Genomic DNA, 18,682 nt, shown 5'->3' with positions numbered 1-18,682 from the left:
CCTTTATTTCACCATCATGACTGGAATTAGTGATTGCTCTGCTTGTTTTAAAGCCTCTGTTACATCAGCAAAATTAACAATAGCAGTGTGCTTAATGTTATTTTTTTCACAGTAATTGATCAGCTTATCTTTAGCAAAAACCAGATCGACATGATGTGAAACGCAAAAATCAGAAGTACCATCACCAACATACAATATTTGAGGAAAATGTTGCTGTTGTTTTACATGATTGCATTTGCAATTACCACTTTGTTTTATACAATCCTTATTAGCGTAAGGAAACTCAAGGCGCCAACTTCTGTGATTATCATGCAATAGTTTATTAGCATAAATAGGTAAATGTTCAATACCATGACGCTTTAATACAAATTGGATAGCATAATCTAAACCATCACTAACTACATGAACTGGTATATGTTTTTTTTCGGTATACTTAATGAATGATTTAAAGCTAGAATCAATTTCAATTTTTGCCAATGCTTGATTAAGCTCTTCTAAGCTTGCGTCCATTAAGGCAATCTGTTTACTCATACACTCTTGAGAACCAATTTTACCACTAACCCACAACTCTTCGAGCTCATCACAGCCATCTTGGCCGAACTGACTAAGTAAAGTATCAGTTACATCTTTAACACTAATTGTGCCATCAAAATCACACAAAATAATAGGGTTGTGATAGCGAGTGTAAGATGGTTGAAAAAGATGATTAGTAATTGATGAAAAAGTATTCATATTCCAAGTAAAAATTGCTAGTTATAGATATTGGCGACAATTTTCTCACAAAGTGGTAGCTAACTTTGTTGGCTCTTTGTATATATTTTGTAACGAGGCTCTATTTGCCTGTATAATGAAGCATCTCGAAGTCCACTTTACGGTAAAGAGAATCAGAAATGAGTGAACGCATATTAATTATCGAAGATGATGAAAGATTAGCCAATTTAATACAAGTCTACCTAATCCGTCAAGGATATAGGGTAGATTGGCATAATAGTGGTGAAGGAGCAGAAGAAAAAATACAACAAATCAACCCTGATTTGGTTATTTTAGATGTAATGTTACCTGAAAAAACTGGATTTGATATCTGTCGAGATATACGTTCATGGTTCAGTAACTATATTCTTATAATGACGGCTAGCGAAGATAATATTGATGAAATCGTGGGATTAGAGTTAGGCGCTGATGATTATTTAGCTAAACCGGTTGAACCACGATTATTACTAGCTCGGATTCGAGCATTGCTACGCCGAAAACAAAATGAAACAGAAAAAGAAGGCCTAAAAGAGCAAATTGCTTTATTTAACAATAATACTTTAGCCTTTGAAAATTTAGTGATTGATGGTGAAAATCGTAAAGTGTTATTAGACGGGCATGAAATAGATTTAACGACTGCCGAATTTGACTTACTCTGGTTGTTAGCTAATAACGCAGGTAAGATTCTATCTCGAGACGATATATTTTCCCAAGTTAGAGGGATTGATTTTGACGGTAGCGATCGTTCAATTGATGCCCGAATTTCTCGGTTAAGACGTAAACTCCTTGATGATCCTGATAATCCTTCAAGAATTAAAACGGTTCGAGGAAAGGGGTATTTATTCATGCGCGAAGGGGAAAACCATTGAGACAGTTATTAGCTAAACCGCTATTTTTTAACCGCCGCATCGTCTTTTATCTAGTTATTTTACTTTCATTGCAATGTATTATCGCCTATGGTGCATTATTAGTGTTTGATTCACTACCTTCATCATTAACTGATATGCCAGATGATCATATCGTTTTTCGTGAATCACAACGAGGAACAGTCAACTTAATTCGCAAACACATTGATGAAAATAAACAGCGTCCACTGCAAGCAGTAGTTGACGAGTTACAACCATATTTTGGTTATCCAATCAAAGTATTACCTGCAAATACAGAATTATCTCATTCTGTAAAAAAAGAAATTGAAAAACTTGATTTTGCTTATGATGGTGATGACGAAGTTGTCTATATCAATCTCAATGATGGTCATTTATTACAATTGGGGCCGATTCTAATGCGAGATATATTAGAATCAAATACCATGTCGTTGAGCGTTTTCCTTATTATTTGGGCATTATTTAGTGCCATAATCTTTTTTATATTAATCTATTTCGCGTTTAGTGCTGTATGGAAAGATCTGGTCAACATACGTCAAACCGCAGAACAACTTGGACAGGGCAATTTGAAGGCTCGAACGGAAAATGTGAAAGGTTGGTTATTCAAACCATTAGCCAATGTTTTAAATAATATGGGGACTCACATTGAGCATCTTGTCAGCACTAACCAAACAATTTCACATGCGATGGCACATGAACTACGAACCCCTCTTGCACGAATGCGATTTGAGTTAAGTATGCTTGAAGAATCTACAGACGAAGTAGAAAGATCTGATTTACAAAAAGGAATGAGTGATGATATAGATGAACTTGAAACCCTCATTAATGCTAGTTTGAATTATTTTAAAATGCAGCAAAGTAATATTGAATTAAACTTTACTACTGTATCGTTAAAACAATGGGGTGAAAAAGTTTGTCAGTCATTAGCACTATTTAAACCTAAGGGCTTTGAGCTCATTTGCCATAGCCAAGATGCTAAAGCTAAAATTGATATCAATTTGGCAGAAACTATTGTCAAAAATCTGCTACTTAATGCGTTTAAATATGCAGCCCATAAAGCAGTATTAAATATAACCAAACAAGATAACCGAGTTATTTTGGAAATTGATGATGATGGTGTAGGCATTCCTTTCGATTCTCGAGAAAAAATTTTTATGCCTTTTGCTCGCCTTGACACCAGTCGTACACGATCAACTGGTGGATATGGGTTAGGCTTAGCTTATGTAAAATTAATGGCAGAATTTCATGACGGTAAAGCATTCGTGGTTACTAGCCCACTAGGTGGTGCACGATTTGTCGTTTCGATAAAATCAGGTGAGGAATAACTGAAGTTAAAATTAAAATAATTGTTAAAATTATTTAGGAGTGTTATCCGTTTGAGGGTAATTATTTTTTTCAGGTAACTGAAATCTCTTGTTTTAACGTTTCGAAAAGACAAAAAATTTGCTATATTCGTCGGTCGAAGTGATAAAAGTGATAAATCTCATTTCTAAATTGGTTATGAGTAAACATATATAATCAGAGGTTTTTTATGAGTGGTGATTTACCGACAGAGAACGAAACTCGTCCAAATAACTTTATTCGTCAAATTATTGATGCGGATCTTGCTGCGGGAAAATATAAAACAACGCATACTCGTTTTCCGCCAGAACCTAATGGCTATTTACATATTGGTCATGCAAAATCTATCTGTTTAAACTTCGGTATTGCCCAAGATTATCACGGTAAATGTAATTTACGGTTTGATGATACCAATCCAGCCAAAGAAGATATTGAATATGTTGAATCAATTAAAGAAGATGTCCGCTGGTTAGGATTCGAATGGGATGGTGAGATTTGCTATTCATCTGACTATTTTGACCGTTTATATGAATATGCCATAGAACTTATCAATAAAGGATTAGCTTATGTAGATGAACTATCTCCTGAAGAAATTCGAGAGTATCGAGGCACCTTAACACAACCAGGTAAAAATAGCCCTTATCGTGATCGAAGTATAGAGGAAAATTTAGCATTATTTATCCAAATGAAAGAGGGTAAATTTGCTGAAGGTAAAGCTTGCTTAAGAGCGAAAATCGACATGGCTTCACCTTTTATTGTTATGCGTGATCCAGTTTTATACCGTATTAAATTTGCCGAGCATCACCAAACTGGTAATAAATGGTGTATCTATCCGATGTATGATTTTACTCACTGTATTTCGGATGCTATTGAAAATATAACCCATTCACTTTGTACGCTTGAGTTCCAAGATAACCGTCGTTTATATGACTGGGTTTTAGATAATATTACTATTGAAGCTCGTCCTCATCAGTATGAGTTTTCTAGATTAAATCTAGAATATGCTATTACCTCAAAACGTAAATTAACACAATTGGTCGCCGAAGAAATTGTTGATGGTTGGAATGATCCTCGTATGCCAACCGTTTCAGGTTTACGCCGTCGAGGTTATACCCCAGCTTCAATTCGTGAATTTTGTCGTCGAATCGGGGTAACTAAACAAGAAAATACCGTTGAAATGAGTACACTTGAATTCTGTATTCGAGAAGATCTCAACGAAAATGCACCTCGAGCAATGGCGGTACTTGATCCGGTTAAAGTGGTAATTGAAAACTTTTCAGAAACACTTGATGAAGTCTTAAGTATGCCAAATCATCCTAACAGGCCAGAACTCGGTCATCGCGAAGTAACATTTACACGCGAGATTTATATTGATCGAGCTGATTTCAGAGAAGAAGCTAATAAAAATTATAAGCGTTTAGTATTAGGTAAAGAAGTCCGTCTACGTAATGCTTATGTGATACGCGCTGATCGTGTTAAAAAGGACGCAGAAGGTAATATTCAAACTATTTATTGTAGTTACGATCCGGCAACATTAAATAAAAATCCTGAAGATGGACGTAAAGTTAAAGGCGTTATTCATTGGGTATCAGCCAAGTATGGTAAACCTGCTGAAATTCGTCTTTATGATCGCTTATTTAGTACCCCAAATCCTGGTAGCGCTGAGGATTTCTTATCAACTATCAATCCAAATTCTTTAATTATTAAACAAGGATTTGTTGAGCCTAGTTTGAAAAAAGCCAAAGCCGAACAAGCTTATCAATTTGAACGTGAGGGTTATTTCTGTCTTGATAGTAAGTATGCGACAGAAGATAAATTAGTCTTTAATCGAACCGTAGGCTTAAGAGATAGTTGGAACGAAGCTTAATCATAGAGAAGCTTAGTTATAGAATAAAAAACGCCAACTTTAGTTGGCGTTTTTTATTGTCATCGCTGTTGAGATATGATTCTACCTTTTTACTTCTTTTAGCAATCTTATAGCTATAAGCATTAAAAATAATTCTTCTAGTATTAATTCTCCAAAATTAACCCTATAGATGAAAGAGATGATTTGTAAGAAATCGGTTTTTTATATGTTAATCAAAGTGCTACATTAGTGTAAAAATGAGTAAATAAGCTTTCAAAAACCCCGCTCCTCAACTTTTTTTATTAAATCATATAATGATTTTTAAGATAGCCTCTTTAGCTACTTTCTTTTATAATGTTGTTCTATTTTTTTCCTTTTTTTGCTTAAAAAGAGTACTTAGCATGAAAATTTTAGCTGGTTCTTCTGCTCTATCGACATTTCGTATTAATAAAATTCTATCCTCATGTCGTGAACAATCTATCCCCATTGTCAATATCGAAGCTCAATATATTCACTTTATCGATCTGATTGATGAACTGACTTCCGAACAGAGTTTAACCTTGGATAAGCTGTTACAATATGGTCCTAAAAGTGCGCAGATAAAGATAGAAAATCCAGCAAATAAAATACTCTTTTTAGTTACCCCTCGCGAAGGTACTATCTCACCATGGTCATCTAAAGCCACCGATATAGCACATAATTGTGGACTATCACAAATCCATCGAATAGAACGTGGAATTGCTTATTATGTACAAGTTAGTTCCACCTTAACGGCAATACAACAAAATACTTTCCTTTCATTAATTCATGACCGAATGATGGAGACGGTATTAAGTAGCTTTGAGCAAGCTCAGCAATTATTTAAGACTGAACAGCCCAAACCAGTAACCATTGTTGATTTATTAGGAAAAGGGCGCAATGCTTTAGAAGAGGCTAATGTAAAATTAGGTTTAGCTTTAGCGCCGGATGAAATTGACTATTTAGTTGAAAGTTTCCAAAAATTAAACCGTAATCCTACAGATATTGAACTTTATATGTTCGGTCAAGCGAATTCTGAACATTGTCGCCATAAGATATTCAATGCTGATTGGGTGATTGATGGTATAAAACAACCCAAATCATTGTTTAAAATGATAAAAAACACCTTTGAAAATACGCCAGATTATGTGTCATCCGCTTATAAAGATAATGCTGCGGTAATGGATGGCTCAAAAGTGGGGCGTTTTTTTGCTGATTATGAAAATCGAACTTACGATTTTCATCAGGAATATGCAGATATTCTCATGAAGGTTGAAACGCATAATCACCCAACTGCGATATCTCCTTGGCCAGGAGCAGCAACTGGTAGTGGTGGTGAGATTCGGGATGAAGGTGCGACAGGAAAAGGCGCCAAACCCAAAGCAGGTTTAGTTGGTTTTTCCGTTTCAAATTTACGAATTCCTAATTTTGAGCAACCGTGGGAACAAGATTTTGGTAAACCAGATCGAATAGTGAGCGCCTTCGATATTATGATGGATGGACCTTTAGGTGGCGCTGCATTTAATAATGAATTTGGTCGTCCAGCATTGTTAGGTTATTTTCGTACTTATGAAGAAAAAGTAAACAGCTTTAATGGCGAAGAGGTCAGAGGTTATCATAAACCAATTATGTTAGCTGGTGGTATGGGAAATATCCGTCGAGAACATATCCAGAAAGGTGAATTTCCTATTGGTTCCAAACTAATTGTTTTAGGCGGACCAGCTATGAATATTGGTTTAGGTGGTGGTGCTGCGTCCTCAATGACTTCTGGGCAATCGGATGCGGATCTCGATTTTGCCTCCGTTCAACGTGATAATCCTGAAATGGAACGTCGTTGCCAAGAGGTCATCGACCGTTGCTGGCAACTTGGCGATAAAAATCCTATTTTATTTATCCATGATGTAGGCGCGGGAGGCTTGTCTAATGCTATGCCTGAACTTGTTAGTGATGGTGGCTGTGGTGGTCAGTTTGAATTACGCAAAATATTAAGTGATGAGCCGGGGATGTCGCCGTTAGAAATTTGGTGTAATGAATCACAAGAGCGTTATGTACTGGCTATTCATCCGGAAAGCCTTGAGCTATTTGATGAACTTTGTAAACGTGAACGCGCACCCTATGCGGTTATCGGGGAAGCTACAATAAATAAAGCAGTAGTTTTACATGATGAGCATTTTAATAATAATCCGATAGATTTACCTTTAGATGTTTTACTTGGTAAAACCCCTAAAATGTTACGTGATGTAAAGTCAAGCCAAGCCGAAGGTGACCATTTTTCTACATCTGATATCAATTTATATGATGCAGTGAAACGAGTTCTGCATTTGCCGGTTATAGCCGAAAAAACCTTTTTAATTACTATTGGTGACCGTTCGGTAACTGGCATGGTTGCTCGTGATCAGATGGTTGGACCTTGGCAAGTACCTGTTGCCGATTGTGCAGTGACAACAGCAAGTTTAGATAGTTATTATGGTGAAGCTATGTCAATGGGTGAACGTGCCCCTGTTGCTTTGCTTAACTATGCTGCATCAGCACGATTAGCTGTTGGTGAAGCAATTACCAATATTGCGGCGACAAACATTGGCGACATTAAGCGAATTAAGCTTTCGGCTAACTGGATGGCAGCCGCAGGTCATCCGGGTGAGGATGCTGGTCTTTATCAAGCAGTTAAAGCTATTGGTGAAGAACTATGCCCAACGTTGGGTCTGGCTATTCCGGTTGGTAAAGATTCCATGTCAATGAAAACAACATGGCAACAAAATGGTGAACAAAAAACGGTAACTTCACCTTTATCATTAGTGATTTCGGCATTTGCTCGAGTTGAAGATGTACGTAAAACGGTTACGCCACAACTTTGCACCGATCAGGATAATCTATTGTTGTTTGTTGATCTCTCTAAAGGTCACCATGCATTAGGTGCAACGGCATTAGCGCAGGTTTATCGCCATCTTGGACAAAGAACTGCTGATGTTCATGACGCTAAAGAATTAGCTGATTTTTATCAAGCGATACAAACGCTAGTCGCTCAAAATAATCTACTGGCTTATCATGATCGCTCAGATGGTGGGTTATTGGTTACTTTGGCTGAAATGGCATTTGCAGGGCATTGCGGTATTGATGTTGATATTCATTCTCTCGGTAGTGATGTGATTGCCTCGTTATTTAATGAGGAGCTAGGGGCAGTTATTCAAATTCGTGGTAGTGATTTAGACGAAGTCATGACATGCTTTAAGCATTTTGGACTGTCCCATGCGATTTATAAATTAGGTTCAGCTAAAGCCGGACAGCAATTTATTGTGCGTAATAACAGTGCTGTGGTATATAGCGAATCTCGATTAACCATGAGAACTTGGTGGGCAGAAACCACTTGGCAAATGCAGCGTTTGCGAGATAATCCAGCATGTGCTGATCAGGAGCATCAAGCCAAACAAAATGATGACGATCCGGGATTAAATGTTCACCTTACTTTTGATTCAGAACAAGATATTGCTGCACCTTATATAGCCAAAGGTGTGAAGCCTAAAGTTGCAATTTTACGTGAACAGGGTGTCAACTCGCATGTTGAAATGGCTGCTGCATTTGCTCGAGCTGGATTTGAATCAATTGATGTCCATATGACGGATTTATTATCTGGGCAAGTGACATTGAATCAATTTAATACCATCGTTGCTTGTGGTGGTTTCTCTTACGGAGATGTATTAGGTGCAGGTGAAGGATGGGCTAAGTCTATTTTATTTAATGAACAAGTTCGCCATGAGTTTGAGCAATTCTTCCATCGTAATGATACTTTGTCATTAGGTGTATGTAATGGCTGCCAAATGATGTCAAATCTCAAAGATCTAATACCAGGTGCTGAGTTATGGCCTCGTTTTGTGCGAAACGTATCGGAACGCTTTGAGGCACGCTTTAGTTTGGTCAAAATCCAATCAAGTCCTTCATTACTCTTTACTGATATGGCTGGTTCGCATATGCCTATTGCGGTTTCTCATGGTGAAGGTCAAGTTGAAACTAGAGATTTAGATCATTTAACTCGTTTAGAGGCTTCAGGTTTAGTGGCAGTCAGGTATATTGACCATTTTGGAAAAGCGACAGAGCAGTACCCTGCAAATCCGAATGGATCACCAAATGGTATTACAGCTGTAACGTCAAGTGATGGTCGATCAACTATAATGATGCCACATCCAGAGCGAGTTTTTAGGACTGTAACCAATTCATGGCATCCTGATAATTGGGGCGAAGAAAGTCCTTGGATGCGAATTTTCCGCAATGCACGCAAGCAACTTGGATAAAAAAATCGCCGACTTTTGTCGGCGATTTAGTTTCATGAAAATAATATAAACTTTAATCGGTTACTTTTGCCTATTATTTAGAGGATCTGCTAAGTCATTGTTCATTTTTCGCAATAATTGCTCAGTTGTTTCAAAATTGATGCAAGCATCAGTAACTGATACACCATACTTAAAGTTTTCTTTTGGTTGCTCAGATGATTGATTTCCTTCAAATAAATTACTTTCGATCATGACACCAATAATTGAATTGTTGCCTTGCTTAATTTGCTCAATAATTGAGTCAACAACAATTGGTTGATTACGGTAATCTTTATTTGAGTTGGCGTGACTACAATCTATCATTAAATTAGGCACTAATTTAGCCTTGTTCATTTGAACTTCACATAATGCAACATTTTCGGCATCAAAGTTAGGTGTTTTTCCTCCTCTTAGGATCACGTGACCATGTGGATTACCTAAAGTTTGTAATACCGTAACTTGCCCTTGTTGATTAATACCTACAAATCGATGTGCCATTGAGGCTGATTTCATTGCATTAATCGCCACATCTAAACTACCATCTGTACCATTTTTAAAGCCAACTGGCATGGATAATCCTGACGCCATTTCTCGGTGAGTTTGTGATTCAGTGGTTCTTGCACCAATAGCTGACCAGCTAATTAAATCACCGATGTATTGAGGTGTATTTGGATCTAATGCTTCAGTTGCAATTGGTAACCCGATTTTAGTGATATCAAGAAGTAATTTACGTGCTTTTTTTAAACCATGTTCAATATCGAAGGAACTATCCATATGTGGGTCATTGATCATGCCTTTCCAACCAACAGTGGTTCTTGGTTTTTCAAAATAAACACGCATAACGATAAATAAGTTATCTTTAACTTCATCAGATAGTTTTTTTAGTTTATGTGCATATTCAATTGCGGCTTCAGTATCGTGAATAGAACAAGGACCACAAACAATAAGTAATCGATGGTCACGACGTTCTAAAATATTAACGATAGTTTGACGAGATGAAGCAATTTGATTTTCTAATTCTGATGATAATGGATAAAGATTCTTAATTTCTTCTGGTGTAATTAACATGTGCTCATCTCTAATTCGAACGTTATTTAGTGTGTCTTTTAACATTTTATTTTCCTTGTTAAAATCATGCATATTTTTTATATGTAAAATATTGATTACATAAACACTTAATATGTAAACACAAAATTACGAAATAGTAAATTAAAATTTTACTTATTGTTAGATAAAATACAATATTAACCCGTAAACATTTGTTTACATTTTAAGGGTTTAATTTAAATGAATGGAAACAAATGTGTACGAATACTTGGATTAATTACAAGTACTCGTATATCAATGAGGATAAATAAGATTTAGATAGAAGATATTGCTTTTAATATTAATTGTTTATCAATAACATCAATGACTTCAACAGAACCTATTTTAGTCGGTAAAACTAATCTAATTTGCCCAGATTGAACTTTCTTATCTCGTAACATGTGAGGAATATAAGATTCATTTGGCATCTGTGTAGGTCTTTTTACTGGCAATTTAGCCTTAATTAATAACTTTTCAATCCGATCAAAATCTTCATCAGTAAATTTGCCAAGTAACTTAGCTGTTTGAGCTGCCATTAGCATTCCAACACTAACTGCTTCACCATGTAACCAATTCCCATAGCCAAGTTCAGCTTCAATTGCATGACCGTAGGTGTGGCCAAGATTTAATATAGCGCGCATATCTTGTTCTGTTTCATCAGCAGCGACAACCTGAGCTTTCAATTCACAACAACGATAAATACAGTAACTTAATGCATCGACATCTAAATTAAGTAAATCATCTATATGTAGTTCTAGCCAATTAAAAAACTCACAATCCATTATAATGCCATATTTAATCACTTCAGCTAGACCTGCTGAAAGTTCTCTTTGTGGTAAAGTTTTTAAACAATTAATATCAATTACGACTGATTGCGGCTGATAAAATGCACCAATCATATTTTTACCTAGAGGGTGATTAATTGCAGTTTTACCACCAACGGAAGAATCGACTTGAGATAATAAAGTAGTAGGAACCTGTATAAATTTTATGCCACGTTGATATGCGGAAGCTGCAAAACCTGCCACATCTCCAATAACGCCACCACCAAGTGCAATAAGTATGCTACTGCGAGTATGATTGTTGGCAAGTAAAGCGGTCAAGATTTTATTCCAAGTTTCGATAGTTTTGTATTGCTCGCCATCAGGAACAATAATGAAATCAGTTTTGACCCCATGATCTTCAAGCATTTTAATTAATTGCTGTAAATAAATTGGAGCAATAGTGTCATTTGTAGCAATGAGGACTCTCTGGCCACTATGTAGTTTGAAATATTCAAATTGACTAAGTAAGTTTTCACCAATAGTGATAGGATAACTGCGATTATCTAACGCAACATTTAGGATCTTTTGCATAATTATTTCCAGATAAGTTCATGCCAATTTAATCTTTAATGTTAACGATAAAAAAGTGGCAGCGCAACTTAGAATCATTTAAACTTATTGGCAATTTTTTTCTGTAATGTTGAATTTATATGACTTTATCTTTCGTGTTAGCACAAAAAAATTGGCGTGTAGGTGATATTGAAGGTAATACTCAGCAAATCATTGAACTGATACAAAACTATTCCTCTAATGATCTAATTATTTTATCTGAGCTTGCAATTTGTGGTTATCCTCCAGAAGATTTAATTTATCGCGATGATTTTAAAATTCGTTGTCAACAAGCTTTATTGACTATCAAGCAAGCTAGTCAACAATGTAGTGTTATTGTTGGTCATCCTCATTGGCAAGATGGAGTGGTTTATAATGCGTTATCATTGTTTTCTGAAGGACAACAAATAGCGTGTTACCATAAACAGCAGTTACCTAATTACGATGTATTTGATGAAAAACGTTATTTTAGTGCTGGTGAGCAGAATTGTGTTATCGATTTTAAAGGTAAAAAAATTGGTTTATTGATCTGTGAAGATCTTTGGCAATGTGAGCCTATTGATCGAATTGGCGCTCAGGATGCGGATCTGGTTATTTCTATTAATGCTTCACCTTATGCTTATGAAAAACAGAAAAATCGCGAAGAACTTATAAAACACCATGCTTTAAGAACCGGCTTACCGATTATTTATGTGAATCAAATTGGTGGTCAAGATGAGCTTATTTTTGATGGTGGCTCATTTGTATGTGATGATAAAGGCCATATCGTTCATCAGCTCAACTTTTTTGAAGAACAAATTTCTATTTTTCATCTTGGACATAATTATAAACCAGTTGTTGATTCTAAAAGTGATCCATTAGCAAATGTTTACGATGCATTAGTTTTAGCGACTCGCGATTATATTACTAAAAATGGTTTTCAAGGTGCAGTATTAGGATTATCTGGTGGAATTGATTCCGCTTTAACATTGGCAATTGCAGTTGATGCTTTGGGTAAAGATAAAGTACAAGCGGTTATGATGCCGTTCAGATATACGGCAGATATTAGTATTGCTGATGCAAAAGAAGAGGCTGAAATATTGGGTGTTGAATTTGATATTATTTCAATTGAACCGATGTTTGATGCTTTTATGTCTTCTTTAACGCCGATGTTTATGGGTACACAAAAAGATACAACTGAAGAAAATCTACAAGCACGTTGCCGCGGTGTGATTTTAATGGCGCTTTCAAACAAACGTCGTAGATTAGTTTTAACGACAGGCAATAAAAGTGAAATGTCGGTTGGTTATGCAACACTTTACGGTGATATGGCTGGTGGTTTTGATGTACTTAAAGATGTACCTAAAACCATGGTATTTGCGTTATCTAAATATCGAAATAGTAGATCGCCTGTTATTCCTGAACGAGTCATTACACGCCCACCTTCAGCTGAACTTGCACCAGATCAAAAAGATGAAGATAGTTTGCCTCCATATGATATTTTAGATGGGATATTAAAAGGCTATGTTGAACACGATTTTTCCGTTGAACAACTGGTTGCGCAAGGTTATGATGAAACAACTGTAAGGCGAGTGATTAAATTAGTTGATATTAACGAATATAAAAGACGTCAATCAGCAGTAGGTCCTAAAATTACAACTCGTAATTTTGGTAAAGGTAGACGATATCCAATTACTTCTGCTTTTGGATTTAAGAATTGGTAATCTCGAATTAAGGGCAAAGAGATATGAAAAAAATTGAAGCAATTATTAAACCTTTTAAACTAGATGATATTCGAGAAGCTCTTGCTGATCAAGGAATTACGGGGATGACCGTTACTGAAGTGAAAGGTTTTGGTCGCCAAAAAGGGCATACTGAGCTTTATCGTGGTGCTGAATATATGGTTGATTTTTTACCAAAAGTAAAAATAGAACTTGTTGTCGCTGACGATATTTTAGAAACATGTATTGAGACTATCATGAAAACCGCTCAAACAGGTAAAATTGGTGATGGAAAAATATTTGTTTATAACGTTGAGCAAGTAATACGTATACGTACTGGTGAAATGGATGAGTCAGCTATTTAACTTTATCGATTTGAATATCGGGACGTTCTTGCCGAAGTAGATTATTGGTGACAACGCCCTGAATCGAACAAATAAGGAGTTGCATATTATCACCTTTTTCAAGCAATAATAACTTTTCGGTAGTATTTGGAGCAGGTATTGTTTTTACACCAACTACTGTTCCTGTATTTTTATGCCAAACCTGGATATCATCAGTAATATTTCGAATTCTTGGATTGGCAATATACAGAAGATCATCTTCCATATTTTTCCACTCTAAAAAGTCCAAACTTTCACGTATCTCATTCATATTATTATCAATGATAAATCCCCAGAAATAATATTTTCCCATTTTTTTCAAATCCATCGCACTATCATAATAACCGATGAGTTTTAAGTTTTTATATTGAATAGGCGTTTTGAAATAAATGAAGTTTTTATTCGTGTCTGTGCGGTTTTCGACTGGAATATAAGCCTGATTATGATTAAAAATTTCAACATTAGTATGATTTTTTAACTCTTCTCTATGCTCATAGACATGATTAAAAAAGTCAGGATTACAGGATGTCAATTCTTCAATCAGCGGTAATTTATCTGCTGATACGGCAAATGAACAAAACATAAAAAGCGGGATTATAACGTTTTTGAGCATGTTGATTGAAGTTGACAATAATAGATACCATTTAGTTAATTATTGATGATTGTATAATTATTACAGCAGAATAACAATGTTAATGCATTTTTTCTTTTTTAAGAAATATTAAGATTTGACAAATATTTAACCGCAAAAAAAAACCTTAAATTTTTTTAGAGCAAAAAAAATTTAATTAATCAAGTACAAATCAAACAAATATTCATTTATGGAAGACAGATCCCATATTTATTAATTAATGTTAATTAGTTGTTTTAATATTAATAAAATTAATATAGTTTAGCATAAACATATTAGTTAAAGTTATTTATAAAGGTAAGTGAAAGGGAATTTATATGCTTAAAACATTAGCAGTGAATATTAAACAGGAGTTTTCTTGCATTGAAGACATTTCATTAAGGTCATTTTTTGGAGGATTTAGTCTTAATAGTGAATCAGTTATGTTTGCTTGGGTCGATCAAAATGATGTTTATCTGAGAGCCCATGATAAATATCGTTCAATGTTTGTTGAACTCGGTATGCAACCACTTGATCTGGTATTTGATGGATCACATAAATTGCTTGATTACTATAAAGCAAGTGATGCGTTACGCCAAGATCGAAAAAAATTGCATGATATAGTGAAAATGGTCATTGAACATGCAAAACAAGATCTAGACGAAAAAGTAGCTAGATACCAAAGTCGTTTAAAATCTTTACCCAACATGACGGTTTCTTTGGAAAAATTGATGGTAAGTTCTGATATTACCGATATAGAAACATTTAAAGAAGTCGGTTATTTGGAAACTTTTTATCGAATAAAAAGTAAAAATCCAAAACTGTCAATTAATGTTCTGTTTGGTTTATATGGAGCCCTACATGATCGACATGTAGGAACATTATCATCCGAAACTAAAGAAGAAATTGAATTAGCTTATCAAAATTTCTTGAATACAAAACAAGATTTGATTTAATCAATTACTTTTAATAAGGAAAATACCATCATTAAACTTAGTTTTTAATGATGGTATTAAATTCGATGCTAATTAGGGATTAACCAACAATCTTTATTATGATGGTTTTCTACGAGTTGGTCTTTTGAATGGTTTAGGTGTTGGTAAATTAGTTAATAACGCCTGAGGATCATATTGACTAACAGGAATAGTGTGATCAATGGCTTTTTCAATAGCAGGTAAGTTTTGTGAATAACGTTCACAAGCTAATGAAATTGAATAACCTTCGGCACCGGCGCGTCCTGTACGACCTATTCGATGTCTATAATCATCACAATCATCAGGAAGATCATAATTAAAAACATGGGTTACATTTGGGATATGTAAGCCACGGGCAGCAACATCTGTTGCTACTAAAATATCAAGATCACCTTGGGTAAATTTATCAAGAATGGATAAACGTTTTTTTTGTGCGATATCACCAGTAAGTAGTCCTACTCGATGCCCATCTGCAACTAAATGACGCCAGATTTTTTCGCAGGCAACTTTAGTATTAGCAAATACAATGCTACGGTCAGGCCACTCTTCTTCAATAAGCGTTTGTAATAGAGCTAACTTATCTTCGTTTGACGGAAAAAACAGCTCTTCTTTTATTCTGTGACCAATTTTTTGTTCAGGCTCAACTTCAACATATTGTGGTTCGTTCATGTATTCAAAAGCTAATTCACGAACATTATGAGTTAACGTCGCTGAAAATAACATGGTAAGACGATTTTGTGGCGATGTCATATGTCTAAATATCCATCGGATATCACGGATGAAACCTAAATCAAACATACGATCCGCTTCATCTAGAACTGCAACTTGGATTGCACCTAAATTAATATAATCTTGTTTTGCATAATCGATGAGTCTTCCTGTTGTTGCAATTAATACATCAACACCAGCAGAAAGCATCTTTAGTTGCTTATCATAACCATCACCGCCATAAGCTAGTCCTAATTTAATACCTGTTTCTTCTGAGAGAGTTTGAGCATCATTATATATTTGTACAACCAACTCACGTGTTGGAGCAATAATGACTGCTCTTGGTTGATTAGATTTATGATCGGGTAATGGAGCATTATTCAATAAATGATTAAATGTTGATGCCAAAAACGCAATCGTTTTACCCGTTCCAGTTTGTCCTTGCCCTGCAATGTCAATTCCTTTTGTTGTAAATGGCAATGTTTGTTCTTGAATTGGGGTACAGTAAACGAAACCTTTTTTCTCCAACGCTTTTATGACTAATGGGTGTAAGGGAAATTGATTGAAAGTTGTTTTTGTAAGATATGATTGAATCATTATTGTTTAGAATATAATTATCAGAATTCGGTAATTGTAGCATACTAAATACAACAACTTCACTAATAATTATGTCCTATTAGAATAATTACTAGCGGTAGGTATGAAAATATCCTAATATATTTTTAGACAAATTTTCTAGGAGATAATTAAATGAGTGATAACATTGTTGCACTTTCTGAAGCTACATTTGATAAAGTAATCAGCGAATCAACTAAACCAGTATTGGTTGACTTTTGGGCTGAGTGGTGTGGACCTTGTAAAATGGTTGCCCCGATTTTGGAAGAAATAGCTCCAGAATATGCTGATAAAATTATTATCGCCAAATTAAATGTTGAACAAAATCCGAATATTGCCCCAAAATTTGGGATTAGAGGTATTCCAACCCTATTAATTTTTAAAAATGGTCAAGTTGTTGCCACTCAAGTAGGTGCGTTATCAAAAGCACAACTTAAAGCATTTATTGATCCACAGCTTTAATCAATTGAAAAAATATAAATAATAAGCGTTTTATTACGCTTATTATTTTTTATTCCCAAAAATCGCAATTAAGTATAGACATACCTATAATTTTAGTGTAAATTGCTAATTTCTTACATAAACCCCTTTCAGCAATCCATTGTTTTTCTTGATAAAGTGGTTAAAATTCAATGCCCAAATACATAATTATCATCGAAAAAGCTGATTAATAAATTAATTTTATATATTGCTAGAAAGAAAATTTTTTATAAGTAAATGAAAGAAATATACAAAAATAGCAGTAATTGTAAACATATCAATTTTATCCTCAAGAATTTATAAACTATGAATTTAACTGAATTAAAAAACACTTCTGTTTCCGAGCTTGTAGCGCTGGGTGAGAAAAAAATGGGGCTTGAGAATCTTGCCCGCCTTAGAAAACAAGATATTATTTTTGCAATATTAAAACAACACGCTAAAAGTGGTGAAGATATTTTTGGCGATGGTGTACTTGAAATTTTGCAAGACGGTTTTGGATTTTTGCGTTCTGCAGATAGTTCTTATTTGGCTGGACCTGACGATATATATGTCTCACCTAGTCAAATTAGACGATTCAATTTAAGAACTGGTGATACCATTGCCGGCAAAATTAGACCGCCGAAAGAAGGTGAGAGATATTTTGCTTTATTAAAAGTAAATGAAGTTAATCACGATAAACCTGAAGACGCTCGCAATAAAATCCTTTTTGAAAATTTAACTCCTTTACATCCTAATTCTCGCTTACGTATGGAGCGAGGTAATGGTTCTACAGAAGATATTACCGCAAGAGTACTTGATTTAGCTTCACCAATTGGTAAAGGTCAACGTGGTTTAATTGTTGCTCCGCCAAAAGCGGGTAAAACAATGTTATTACAAAACATTGCACAAAGCTTAGCGGTAAATCATCCAGAATGTGAATTAGTCGTATTGATGATTGATGAACGACCAGAAGAAGTTACTGAAATGCAACGTTTAGTTAAAGGCGAAGTTGTAGCTTCTACGTTTGACGAACCAGCAGCAAGACATGTTCAAGTCGCTGAAATGGTAATTGAGCGTGCAAAACGTTTAGTTGAACATAAAAAAGATGTCATTATTTTATTAGACTCAATCACTCGTTTAGCTCGTGCGTACAATACCGTTATTCCATCATCAGGTAAAGTATTGACTGGTGGTGTTGATGCTAACGCGTTACATCGCCCTAAACGTTTTTTTGGTGCGGCACGTAATGTAGAAGAGGGCGGTAGTTTAACAATTATTGCTACTGCTTTAATTGATACTGGTTCTAAAATGGATGAAGTCATTTACGAAGAGTTCAAAGGTACCGGTAATATGGAAGTTCACTTATCACGTAAAATTGCTGAGCGACGTGTATTCCCTGCTATTGACTTTAATCGTTCAGGTACGCGTAAAGAAGATCTAATGACTTCACCTGATGAACTACAAAAAATGTGGATTTTGCGTAAAATCCTCAACCCAATGGGTGAAATTGATGCAATGGAATTCTTAATTGATAAACTTGCCATGACAAAAACTAATGATGAGTTTTTTGAAATGATGAAGCGTTCATAATTCGCTTAATTCCAAAGCATTTTAATTAAAATAATGAAAAA

14 protein-coding genes are annotated in these 18,682 nt (G+C 35.1%); 9 read left to right on the top strand and 5 right to left on the bottom strand.

Annotated features, from left to right (window positions below; all coding sequences use genetic code 11):
* Positions 1 to 3: 3 nt before the first annotated feature.
* Complete coding sequence (locus J3U23_RS09240; RefSeq protein WP_065562877.1) at positions 4 to 732, bottom strand: MtnX-like HAD-IB family phosphatase; 729 nt, start codon at positions 730 to 732, stop codon at positions 4 to 6.
* A 158-nt stretch (positions 733 to 890) separates the two neighbouring features.
* Between J3U23_RS09240 and J3U23_RS09235 the strand changes: the two genes are divergently transcribed.
* The 4 genes from J3U23_RS09235 to purL all read left to right on the top strand — a co-directional run bounded on the left by J3U23_RS09235 (position 891) and on the right by purL (position 9,125).
* Entirely contained in the window at positions 891 to 1,619 is a 729-nt protein-coding gene (locus tag J3U23_RS09235; protein WP_065734928.1) for a winged helix-turn-helix domain-containing protein, read from the top strand.
* Complete coding sequence (locus tag J3U23_RS09230; protein ID WP_220225261.1) at positions 1,616 to 2,959, top strand: ATP-binding protein; 1,344 nt, start codon at positions 1,616 to 1,618, stop codon at positions 2,957 to 2,959. Before J3U23_RS09235 ends, J3U23_RS09230 begins: the two co-directional genes overlap by 4 nt.
* Positions 2,960 to 3,165: 206 nt before the next feature.
* Entirely contained in the window at positions 3,166 to 4,842 is a 1,677-nt protein-coding gene (gene glnS / locus J3U23_RS09225) for a glutamine--tRNA ligase (protein ID WP_267339087.1), read from the top strand.
* A gap of 380 nt (positions 4,843 to 5,222) precedes the next feature.
* Positions 5,223 to 9,125 (top strand): phosphoribosylformylglycinamidine synthase, encoded by a 3,903-nt coding sequence (purL, locus tag J3U23_RS09220; RefSeq protein WP_267339086.1) that lies wholly within the window; start codon positions 5,223 to 5,225, stop codon positions 9,123 to 9,125.
* A 60-nt stretch (positions 9,126 to 9,185) separates the two neighbouring features.
* On the opposite strand, the gene J3U23_RS09215 is transcribed toward purL, so the two are convergent.
* Entirely contained in the window at positions 9,186 to 10,256 is a 1,071-nt protein-coding gene (locus J3U23_RS09215; RefSeq protein WP_267339085.1) for a 3-deoxy-7-phosphoheptulonate synthase, read from the bottom strand.
* Positions 10,257 to 10,504: 248 nt separating this feature from the next.
* Entirely contained in the window at positions 10,505 to 11,584 is a 1,080-nt protein-coding gene (gene aroB / locus J3U23_RS09210) for a 3-dehydroquinate synthase (protein ID WP_267339084.1), read from the bottom strand.
* Positions 11,585 to 11,697: 113 nt separating this feature from the next.
* Here aroB and J3U23_RS09205 point away from each other — a divergent pair, with 113 nt between their 5' ends.
* Entirely contained in the window at positions 11,698 to 13,305 is a 1,608-nt protein-coding gene (locus J3U23_RS09205; RefSeq protein ID WP_416380114.1) for an NAD+ synthase, read from the top strand.
* A gap of 23 nt (positions 13,306 to 13,328) precedes the next feature.
* Positions 13,329 to 13,667 carry a nitrogen regulatory protein P-II gene (glnB, locus tag J3U23_RS09200; RefSeq protein ID WP_034883030.1) on the top strand — a complete coding sequence of 113 codons (339 nt, stop codon included), beginning with the start codon at positions 13,329 to 13,331 and terminating at the stop codon, positions 13,665 to 13,667.
* Here glnB and J3U23_RS09195 read toward each other — a convergent pair.
* Positions 13,660 to 14,268, bottom strand: coding sequence for a hypothetical protein (locus tag J3U23_RS09195; protein ID WP_141677504.1), 609 nt, complete (start codon positions 14,266 to 14,268; stop codon positions 13,660 to 13,662). The two genes, glnB and J3U23_RS09195, sit on opposite strands and share 8 nt — an antisense overlap.
* A 365-nt stretch (positions 14,269 to 14,633) precedes the next feature.
* On the opposite strand from J3U23_RS09195, the gene J3U23_RS09190 reads away from it, so the two are divergent.
* On the top strand, positions 14,634 to 15,251 hold the full coding sequence (locus J3U23_RS09190) for a TfoX/Sxy family protein (RefSeq protein WP_065734922.1): 618 nt from the start codon (positions 14,634 to 14,636) through the stop codon (positions 15,249 to 15,251).
* Between the two features lie 96 nt (positions 15,252 to 15,347).
* On the opposite strand, the gene rhlB is transcribed toward J3U23_RS09190, so the two are convergent.
* The gene (gene rhlB / locus J3U23_RS09185) at positions 15,348 to 16,574 is read right to left on the bottom strand and encodes an ATP-dependent RNA helicase RhlB (RefSeq protein WP_065734921.1); all 1,227 of its coding nucleotides are present in this window, start codon (positions 16,572 to 16,574) and stop codon (positions 15,348 to 15,350) included.
* Between the two features lie 153 nt (positions 16,575 to 16,727).
* Between rhlB and trxA the strand changes: the two genes are divergently transcribed.
* Both trxA and rho read left to right on the top strand, forming a co-directional pair.
* Positions 16,728 to 17,054, top strand: coding sequence for a thioredoxin TrxA (gene trxA / locus J3U23_RS09180; protein WP_065734920.1), 327 nt, complete (start codon positions 16,728 to 16,730; stop codon positions 17,052 to 17,054).
* A 324-nt stretch (positions 17,055 to 17,378) separates the two neighbouring features.
* Positions 17,379 to 18,641 (top strand): transcription termination factor Rho, encoded by a 1,263-nt coding sequence (gene rho / locus J3U23_RS09175; protein ID WP_034883026.1) that lies wholly within the window; start codon positions 17,379 to 17,381, stop codon positions 18,639 to 18,641.
* The last annotated feature ends 41 nt before the right edge of the window (positions 18,642 to 18,682 follow it).

This window comes from Gilliamella sp. B3367 (assembly GCF_026536825.1).
GTDB lineage: Bacteria > Pseudomonadota > Gammaproteobacteria > Enterobacterales > Orbaceae > Gilliamella > Gilliamella apicola_E.
This window is presented reverse-complemented; position numbering and strand designations above follow the sequence as displayed.

Bases quoted from the DNA above. Each gene is read 5' to 3' on its own strand.
- J3U23_RS09240 (WP_065562877.1), bottom strand. From the start codon at position 732: ATGAATACTTTTTCATCAATTACTAATCATCTTTTTCAACCATCTTAC.
- J3U23_RS09235 (WP_065734928.1), top strand. From the start codon at position 891: ATGAGTGAACGCATATTAATTATCGAAGATGATGAAAGATTAGCCAAT.
- glnS (WP_267339087.1), top strand. From the start codon at position 3,166: ATGAGTGGTGATTTACCGACAGAGAACGAAACTCGTCCAAATAACTTT.
- purL (WP_267339086.1), top strand. From the start codon at position 5,223: ATGAAAATTTTAGCTGGTTCTTCTGCTCTATCGACATTTCGTATTAAT.
- J3U23_RS09215 (WP_267339085.1), bottom strand. From the start codon at position 10,256: ATGTTAAAAGACACACTAAATAACGTTCGAATTAGAGATGAGCACATG.
- aroB (WP_267339084.1), bottom strand. From the start codon at position 11,584: ATGCAAAAGATCCTAAATGTTGCGTTAGATAATCGCAGTTATCCTATC.
- glnB (WP_034883030.1), top strand. From the start codon at position 13,329: ATGAAAAAAATTGAAGCAATTATTAAACCTTTTAAACTAGATGATATT.
- J3U23_RS09195 (WP_141677504.1), bottom strand. From the start codon at position 14,268: ATGTTTTGTTCATTTGCCGTATCAGCAGATAAATTACCGCTGATTGAA.
- J3U23_RS09190 (WP_065734922.1), top strand. From the start codon at position 14,634: ATGCTTAAAACATTAGCAGTGAATATTAAACAGGAGTTTTCTTGCATT.
- rhlB (WP_065734921.1), bottom strand. From the start codon at position 16,574: ATGATTCAATCATATCTTACAAAAACAACTTTCAATCAATTTCCCTTA.
- trxA (WP_065734920.1), top strand. From the start codon at position 16,728: ATGAGTGATAACATTGTTGCACTTTCTGAAGCTACATTTGATAAAGTA.
- rho (WP_034883026.1), top strand. From the start codon at position 17,379: ATGAATTTAACTGAATTAAAAAACACTTCTGTTTCCGAGCTTGTAGCG.